7 protein-coding genes are annotated in these 7,061 nt (G+C 64.7%); 3 read left to right on the top strand and 4 right to left on the bottom strand.

Going from position 1 to position 7,061, the window contains the following annotated elements; all coding sequences use genetic code 11:
- The 3 genes from ACOJSJ_RS05595 to ACOJSJ_RS05605 form a co-directional block, all read left to right on the top strand.
- Window positions 1-1,569 (top strand): class I tRNA ligase family protein (locus tag ACOJSJ_RS05595; RefSeq protein ID WP_420144002.1); only part of this gene is annotated, 1,569 nt, incomplete at its 5' end.
- On the top strand, window positions 1,566-2,084 hold the full coding sequence (gene lspA, locus ACOJSJ_RS05600; RefSeq protein ID WP_420144003.1) for a signal peptidase II: 519 nt from the start codon (window positions 1,566-1,568) through the stop codon (window positions 2,082-2,084). The genes ACOJSJ_RS05595 and lspA, both read left to right, overlap by 4 nt.
- Window positions 2,084-2,497: a DUF3035 domain-containing protein gene (locus tag ACOJSJ_RS05605; protein ID WP_420144004.1), complete on the top strand. Its 414-nt coding sequence runs from the start codon at window positions 2,084-2,086 to the stop codon at window positions 2,495-2,497. The genes lspA and ACOJSJ_RS05605 overlap by 1 nt, the downstream gene beginning before the upstream one ends.
- A gap of 90 nt (window positions 2,498-2,587) precedes the next feature.
- Here the strand turns inward: ACOJSJ_RS05605 and ACOJSJ_RS05610 are convergent, their stop codons facing one another.
- The 4 genes from ACOJSJ_RS05610 to ACOJSJ_RS05625 form a co-directional block, all read right to left on the bottom strand.
- The gene (locus ACOJSJ_RS05610) at window positions 2,588-4,081 is read right to left on the bottom strand and encodes a DUF4403 family protein (protein ID WP_420144005.1); all 1,494 of its coding nucleotides are present in this window, start codon (window positions 4,079-4,081) and stop codon (window positions 2,588-2,590) included.
- Between the two features lie 54 nt (window positions 4,082-4,135).
- Window positions 4,136-4,408 (bottom strand): hypothetical protein, encoded by a 273-nt coding sequence (locus ACOJSJ_RS05615; protein WP_420144006.1) that lies wholly within the window; start codon window positions 4,406-4,408, stop codon window positions 4,136-4,138.
- Between the two features lie 286 nt (window positions 4,409-4,694).
- Window positions 4,695-6,614 carry a 1-deoxy-D-xylulose-5-phosphate synthase gene (gene dxs / locus ACOJSJ_RS05620; RefSeq protein WP_420144008.1) on the bottom strand — a complete coding sequence of 640 codons (1,920 nt, stop codon included), beginning with the start codon at window positions 6,612-6,614 and terminating at the stop codon, window positions 4,695-4,697.
- An 87-nt stretch (window positions 6,615-6,701) separates the two neighbouring features.
- The coding region (locus ACOJSJ_RS05625) for a Fur family transcriptional regulator (RefSeq protein WP_420144007.1) at window positions 6,702-7,061 on the bottom strand (360 nt) is incomplete at its 5' end.

The raw sequence follows: 7,061 nt of genomic DNA on the forward strand, positions 1-7,061 counted from the left end.
ATCATCTATCGCTGCACCCCGCAATGGTTCATCCCGATGGACCGTCCGCAGGAAGGCGCGGTGATCGACGTCGAAGGCGGCGTGCTGCCCACGCCGCTCGTCAGCGGCAACGGCCCGACGCTGCGCGAAGTGGCGCTGGACGCGATCGCCAACACCCGCTGGGTGCCGGAACGGTCGACCAACCGCATCCGTTCGATGGTCGAAGGGCGTCCCGACTGGGTGATCAGCCGCCAGCGTGCATGGGGTGTCCCCATCGCCCTCTATGTCCATCGCAAGAGCGGCGACTATCTGGTTGATCCGGCGGTCAATGCCCGCATCATCGACGCGTTCAAGGGCGCCGGCGCGGATGCATGGTTCGGCGCGGATCATCAGGCGCTGCTCGGCCCCGATTACGATCTCAATGACTATGAAGTCGTCAACGACATCCTCGACGTCTGGTTCGATTCAGGCTCGACCCACAGCTTCGTGGTCGAGGGGCGTTATGGCCCGGATGCGCGCGCGGACCTCTATATCGAAGGATCGGATCAGCATCGCGGCTGGTTCCAGTCTTCGCTGCTCGAAAGCTGCGGCACCCGCGGTCAGGCGCCCTATAAGGCGGTGCTGACCCACGGCTTCGCGCTGGACGGCACGGGCAAGAAAATGTCCAAGAGCCTGGGCAATGTGGTCGATCCGCTGAAGATCATGGCGGAAAGCGGCGCGGACATATTGCGCGTGTGGGTCGCCAGCACCGATTATTTCGATGATGTGCGCATCGGCAAGGAAGTGCTGGCCGGCTCGTCCGACGCCTATCGCAAATTGCGCAATACTTTCCGTTACATGCTCGGCGCTCTTTCCGACTATAATGAGGAAACGGAAGCCGTTTCCTACGCAGAAATGCCGGAACTGGAGCGCTATATGCTCCACCGTCTGGCGCAGCTGGACGCGGAACTGCGCGCCGTGGTGGACAAGGCGGCGAAGAGCGAGAACTGGCTGGAGTTCAGCCGCTACACCCGCGCGATCTTCGATTTCGCGAACAGCGACCTTTCCGCCTTCTTCTTCGACATCCGCAAGGATTGCCTCTATTGCGATGCGAAGTCGGACCCCAAGCGCCGCGCCTATCGCACGCTGCTCGACACGCTGTTCCACGCGCTGGTCCGCTATGTCGCGCCGATCATCCCCTTCACGGCGGAAGAAGTATGGCAGAGCCGCTTCCCAAGCGAGGATGACAGCGTCCATTTCCTGGAATGGCCGCAGGTCGATGCGCGCTGGATCGACAGCCATCTGGACGAAAAATGGACGGAGCTGCGCGACCAGCGCGAACAGGTGAACGAAGCGATCGAACCGTTCCGCCGGGACAAGGTGATCCGGTCCAGCCTGGAAGCGGATGTGACCATGGGCGAACTGCTGCCGGTGGGCGACGTCGATTTCGCCGAAGTCGCGATCGTCGCGCGCGTGACCATGGGCGAGGGCGACGGCATCGCCATCCGGCCCAGCGAATGGCATAAATGCGGCCGTTGCTGGCGCAAGCTGCCCGAAGTGGCCGAGGACGGCACGCTGTGCGACCGCTGTGATGGGGTGCTGAAGGCATGAGCATCACGCCCGCCGTCAATCACCGCCCGCTGGGCCTGACCGTCGCCATCGTGACGCTGGCGGTCGACCAGCTGATCAAATATAGCGTCACATTTCCGCTGGACCTGAAAAGCCGGTTGGATGGCATTGATATATTGCCCATATTCCGCCTGCGCTGGCTGGAAAATCGTGGTGTGTCGATGGGATTCTTCCACGCCGACACCGACGTCGCGCGCTGGGCGCTGGTCGGCATGACCATGTTGATCGCCGCTTTCGTGGGCGTGTGGATGTGGCGCGAAAAAGCGCGGCAGGATGTCGCGGCGCTGGGTCTGGTGCTGGGCGGGGCGATCGGCAACATCGTCGACCGCGTACGCCTTGGCTATGTGGTCGATTATGCCGATCTGCATTTCGGCGAATGGCGGCCGTTCCTCATTTTCAATCTGGCCGACGCCGCCATCACCATCGGCGTGCTGATCCTGCTTGCGCGGGCGTTGCTGCTGCGCGACAAGGGCGCAAAGACGGAGACTTTGAAGTAATGCGTAAACTGATCCTCGCCGCTGGCCTGTTGTCCACCCTGTCGGCGTGCGGCGGCGGCGGCGGACTGCTCAATCGCCAGCGCCCCGACGAATTTGCCGTCTCGCGTCAGGCGCCGCTGGTGATTCCGCCCGACTTCGCGCTGGTTCCGCCCGCGCCGGGTTCGCCCGCTGCGGCAGCAGTCGATTCGAGCAAGGCCGCGATGGAAGCGATGTTCGGCGGTCCCGCCGCGCGCAGCGCATCGGAAAGCGCGACGCTGAGCGCCGCAGGCCGCGCGAATGCGGCGCCCGGCATCCGTTCGTCGGTCGGTGATCCGGCCACCGAAGTGGTGGACAAGGGGCAGACGACCCGCGACATCATCGCCGCGCCCGAAGGCGATGGCGAAGCGGCGCGCGCCGCCGTACCGCAGCAGTAAGAAGGTGATGGCCTTTGGGGGGATGGGCCGTCGTCCTTCCCCGTAAAGGCTTTTACTGAAAAAAGGGCGCCGTCGGTTGACGCCTGTGCCCTATCGCCCGGCCGGGCGGTAGAGGAGGCGCGCCGTACCCCGCGCCTCTACCGGCAGATGCAATCCCGCGCCATAGGCATGGATTTCGCCGGTTTCGATCGCGTCGATATGGCTGCGGATCAGCAGGTCGCCCAACCGCTTTTCCGAGATGGCGCGGCGGATCTTGCCCTGAAGTTCATCCAGATCCTTCGTGAAATTCTGGGTGAGGGAAGAGGCGATCAGCTGCGAAAAACCTGGGCTGTTGCCCAGCGCCACCAGCATGTCGCCCGCGACGCCATCCGTCGCGCCGGTGACGCTGAAGTCGGTGAAGCGCACTTGAGCGCTGCCCGGCGCGTTGACGGGGCGGGCGACCAGCCAGATGCGGCCATGGGTTTCGCCCATCTGCCCCGATGCCGGGCGCGCCGCGATGGTGACACCCACAGCGATGCGTCCGCCATCCGTGCCGTAGACCTCCACCTTATCGAAGCGGGCCATGATCGGGCCGATGGCAGGCAGATCGAACGGGCGGGCCGCACGTTTCGTCAGCGCGCGCATGATCACCGGTTCCAGCTGCGCATAATCGGCGGTGACGGGGATGGCCATGGCAAAGCGGCCATCGACGCGGGTGGTGGCTGGCGGTGGAAGGGGCGTGGGCGTCGGATCGTCCGGGCGCGGGCCGACATGGGTCTGGGTCAGCGCTTCCAGCCCGAGATCGAGCCGCAATTGCCCCTTGTGCAGCGCATAGCCGCCATAGAGCAGCTTTTGCGGCGTCACCCGCATCCAGACGGCGGGGTTGCGTTCATTGAGTTCCAGCACGGCAAAGCCCTGACGCCATAGCTGTTCGACCTTCGGCCGCAATTCCACCTGCGCCAGTTCGCGCGGCAGGTCGCGTTCCAGCTGACGGACGATGGGCTGCAATTTTTCGTCCACCTTGTCGGTGAAGCGGATGCGCTGGCCCAGGAAATCGATGCCGGGCGGCGTGGTCCAATCGTAACTTAGTCGCACCTTGCCTGTCAGCGCCCATTGCGGCGTAAGCGACAGGCGGATGCGGGCATGGGCCATGGCCGCGCCGGTGGCGGTTTCCCCCTTCAGCCGACCGCCGGTGTCGCGCGCGCTGATTTCTGCGTGGATGGGCACGTCGGCGATGATGTCCTGTCCCTCACCGCGCAGGCGGATGGCGCTGCGGGTCACGGTGCCATGGATCGCGCAGCGAATGGGCGGGGTGACTTTGATCCGCTTGCCCAGCAGCTTCAGCTCCTGCGGGGGGATGCAGCGGGCGGCGGGTTCGTGGATGGTCCACAGCGTGCGCGGCACGGCCCGTTCGACGGCGCGGCTGATGATGGCGGCGTCGCCCTCTATTGGTGCAGTGATGATGGAGCTTTGCTGATGCGTGGGCACCGGATCATTGGCGCGGGGCGGCGGCTTGTCCTCCACCTTGGGGCGACAGGCGGGCAGGGCGAGCAACAGGATGGCGAAGGCCGGAATAACATGTCGCCCGATAGCCTGCACCATCATCCTTCCCCCGTTCGTGCCCACCGTGCCGGTCATCGCATGACGGGCGCGGTGCGGCTATGACGCCGGTGGCGCTATCTGGTTCCTGAGCGCATTTCGCCGCCCGTCGAGATAGCGGGCGAAGGCAGGAATGGTCATCGCCTCCGGCACGCTTTCAGGATGTCGGACCGTGGGTTGGGGCAGCGCGAAACGGCTGAAGACGTCGGCGACCATATCCTCCACTTCGTCCGGATCTATATGGGCGTCGCGGGTCAGATCATCATCGGGATGGGGCAGAATGTCGCCGTCGCCATAATGCGGGGCAAGGACGTCCCAGACATATTCGGCCACCGGGCGGCTACACCCTGTACGATCATCAAGTCGATCAGGGCGGATGGAGACATGCCGACACGCCTGGCCGCCAGTGCGCGGCGGTGACGCTAGAGCACGCTGCGTTAAATCAGACGCAAGATGCGTGCTCTAGTCGTTTGTTATCGCATCCTTATCTTCGCAAAACCGGTTCCCACTTTTGCGCACGATGCTTTAGTCGTGCCAGACGCCCAGAACGGCCAGCCCGCCGACGATCATCGGCGGGACCAGCAGCCATTTCGCCAGCATGGTCAGGCCGTCAATAGGGTCAGGCTCGCGCTTCGGCGCCGACGCTGTTGTGGCGGAGCGCCGTCAGCACCGTATCGATAATGGCATCCGCGTCCAGCCGGGCCTGCGCATATTGCACTTCGGGCTTGTCCTGATCCTGAAAGATGTCGGGCAGGCGCATGGTGCGCAATTTCAGGCCATTGTCGATGAGGCCAAGGTCGCTGGCCAGCGTCAGCACATGCGCGCCAAGGCCCCCGACCGCGCCTTCCTCGATCGTCACGGCGACTTCATGGCTGGTCAGCAGCTGGCGGATCAGTTTTTCGTCCAGCGGCTTGGCAAAGCGCAGGTCGGCGACGGTGGTGGACAGGCCCTTCGCCTCCAGCGCCTCTGCCGCCTTGAGCGCTTCTTCAAGGCGGGTGCCGAGCGAGAGGATCGCGACCTGACGCCCTTCGCGAACGATCCGGCCCTTGCCGATTTCCAGCGCTTCGGGAAGCGTAGGCATGTCGACCCCGGTGCCGTTGCCGCGCGGGTAGCGTACGGCGATCGGCCCGCTGTCATGCACGGCGCAGGTATGGACCATATGGACCAGTTCGGCCTCGTCCGCCGCCGCCATCACCACCATGTTTGGCAGGGTGGCAAGATAGGCGACATCGAAGCTGCCCGCATGGGTCGAACCGTCCGCCCCGACGAGGCCCGCGCGGTCGATGGCGAAGCGGACGGGTAGATTCTGGATCGCCACATCATGCACGACCTGATCATAGGCGCGTTGCAGGAAGGTGGAGTAGATGGCGCAGAAGGGGCGCATTCCTTCCGCGGCAAGGCCCGCCGCGAAGGTAACGGCATGCTGTTCCGCGATGCCCACGTCGAAAGTGCGGTCGGGGAAGGCCAGTTCGAACTTGTCAAGGCCGGTGCCCGACGGCATTGCCGCCGTGATGGCGCACACGGTCGGGTCGCGATGCGCCTCGGCAATCAGGGCCTGGGCGAAGACATTGGTGTAGCTGGGCGGTCCGGGCGGGGCTTTTGCCTGCGCACCGGTGATGACGTCGAATTTCTGGACGCCATGATATTTGTCCGCCGCCGCTTCGGCCGGGGCATATCCCTTGCCCTTTTGCGTGACGACATGGATCAGGCACGGTCCTTCGGCCGCGTCGCGGACATTTTCCAGCACCGGGATCAGATGGTCGAGATTATGGCCGTCGATCGGGCCGACATAGTAGAAGCCCAGTTCCTCGAACAGCGTCCCGCCGGTCGCCATGCCGCGCGCGAATTCGTCGGTCTTCTTGGCCGCCTTGTGCAGCGGGCGGGGCAGCTTGCGCGCCAGCTTCTTGGCCAGATCGCGCAGGCTGAGAAATTCGCGGCTGGACACGAGGCGGGCGAGATAGGCGGACAGGCCGCCGACCGGCGGGGCGATCGACATGTCATTGTCGTTGAGGATGACGATCAACCGGTTTCCCGCCGCGCGGGCGTTGTTCATCGCTTCATAGGCCATGCCGGCCGACATCGCGCCGTCGCCGATGACGGCGATGCCCTTGCCCGGCCGATCCTGCATCTTGTTGGCGATGGCGAAGCCCAGCGCCGCGCTGATCGAGGTGGAGCTGTGCGCCGCGCCGAAGGGGTCATATTCGCTTTCGGCGCGCTTGGTGAAGCCCGACAGGCCGCCGCCCTGACGCAGGGTGCGAATCCGGTCGCGCCGCCCGGTCAGAATCTTGTGCGGATAGCATTGGTGGCCGACGTCCCACACCAGCTTGTCGGTGGGCGTGTCGAACACATAATGGATCGCGGCGGTCAGTTCGACGACGCCAAGGCCGGAACCCAGATGGCCACCGGTCACGCCGACGGCGGCGATCACTTCCTGACGCAGTTCGTCGGCCAGCTGGCGCAGCTGTTCGGGCTTCAGGGCGCGCAGGTCCGACGGCCAGGTGACCTGATCCAGCAGCGGGGTTTCGGGGCGATCATTCATCAAAGACATAGACTCCGCAGGCCATCGGGCCGTTCCGGACCAAAGCAAGATGCGCTAGGCCGTTCCGGGCGCCAGCGCAACGCCCTATCAGGCCGCGCATTTCGCGCAGGTGCCCAATATCTCGATCACCGGCCGTTCAGGTTTGAACCCTTCCTGCACCGCGACGGCGCGCACTTCGTTCGTCACCTTGTCGTCATCGACATGGGTCGCCTGCTTGCAGTTGCGGCAGACGAGGAAGATGCAGTCATGATGACAGCCCGGATGCGCATTGGCGATATAGGCGTTGGCGCTTTCCACCCGCATCGCGATGTTGTTCGCCACGAACAGGTCGAGGATGCGATAGACGCTGTTGGGCGCGACCCGCTTGCCGCGCGCCTGCGACACGGTGTCGGCGATGTCATAGGCCGATGCCGGGCGTTCTTCGGCGGCCAGCGCGTCGAAAATGGC

This window comes from Sphingobium sp., assembly GCF_048594625.1.
Taxonomy (GTDB): domain Bacteria; phylum Pseudomonadota; class Alphaproteobacteria; order Sphingomonadales; family Sphingomonadaceae; genus Sphingobium.

Excerpts from the sequence above, each read along its gene's own strand:
- lspA (WP_420144003.1), top strand. The coding sequence starts at position 1,566 with ATGAGCATCACGCCCGCCGTCAATCACCGCCCGCTGGGCCTGACCGTC.
- ACOJSJ_RS05610 (WP_420144005.1), bottom strand. The coding sequence starts at position 4,081 with ATGATGGTGCAGGCTATCGGGCGACATGTTATTCCGGCCTTCGCCATC.
- ACOJSJ_RS05605 (WP_420144004.1), top strand. The coding sequence starts at position 2,084 with ATGCGTAAACTGATCCTCGCCGCTGGCCTGTTGTCCACCCTGTCGGCG.
- dxs (WP_420144008.1), bottom strand. The coding sequence starts at position 6,614 with ATGAATGATCGCCCCGAAACCCCGCTGCTGGATCAGGTCACCTGGCCG.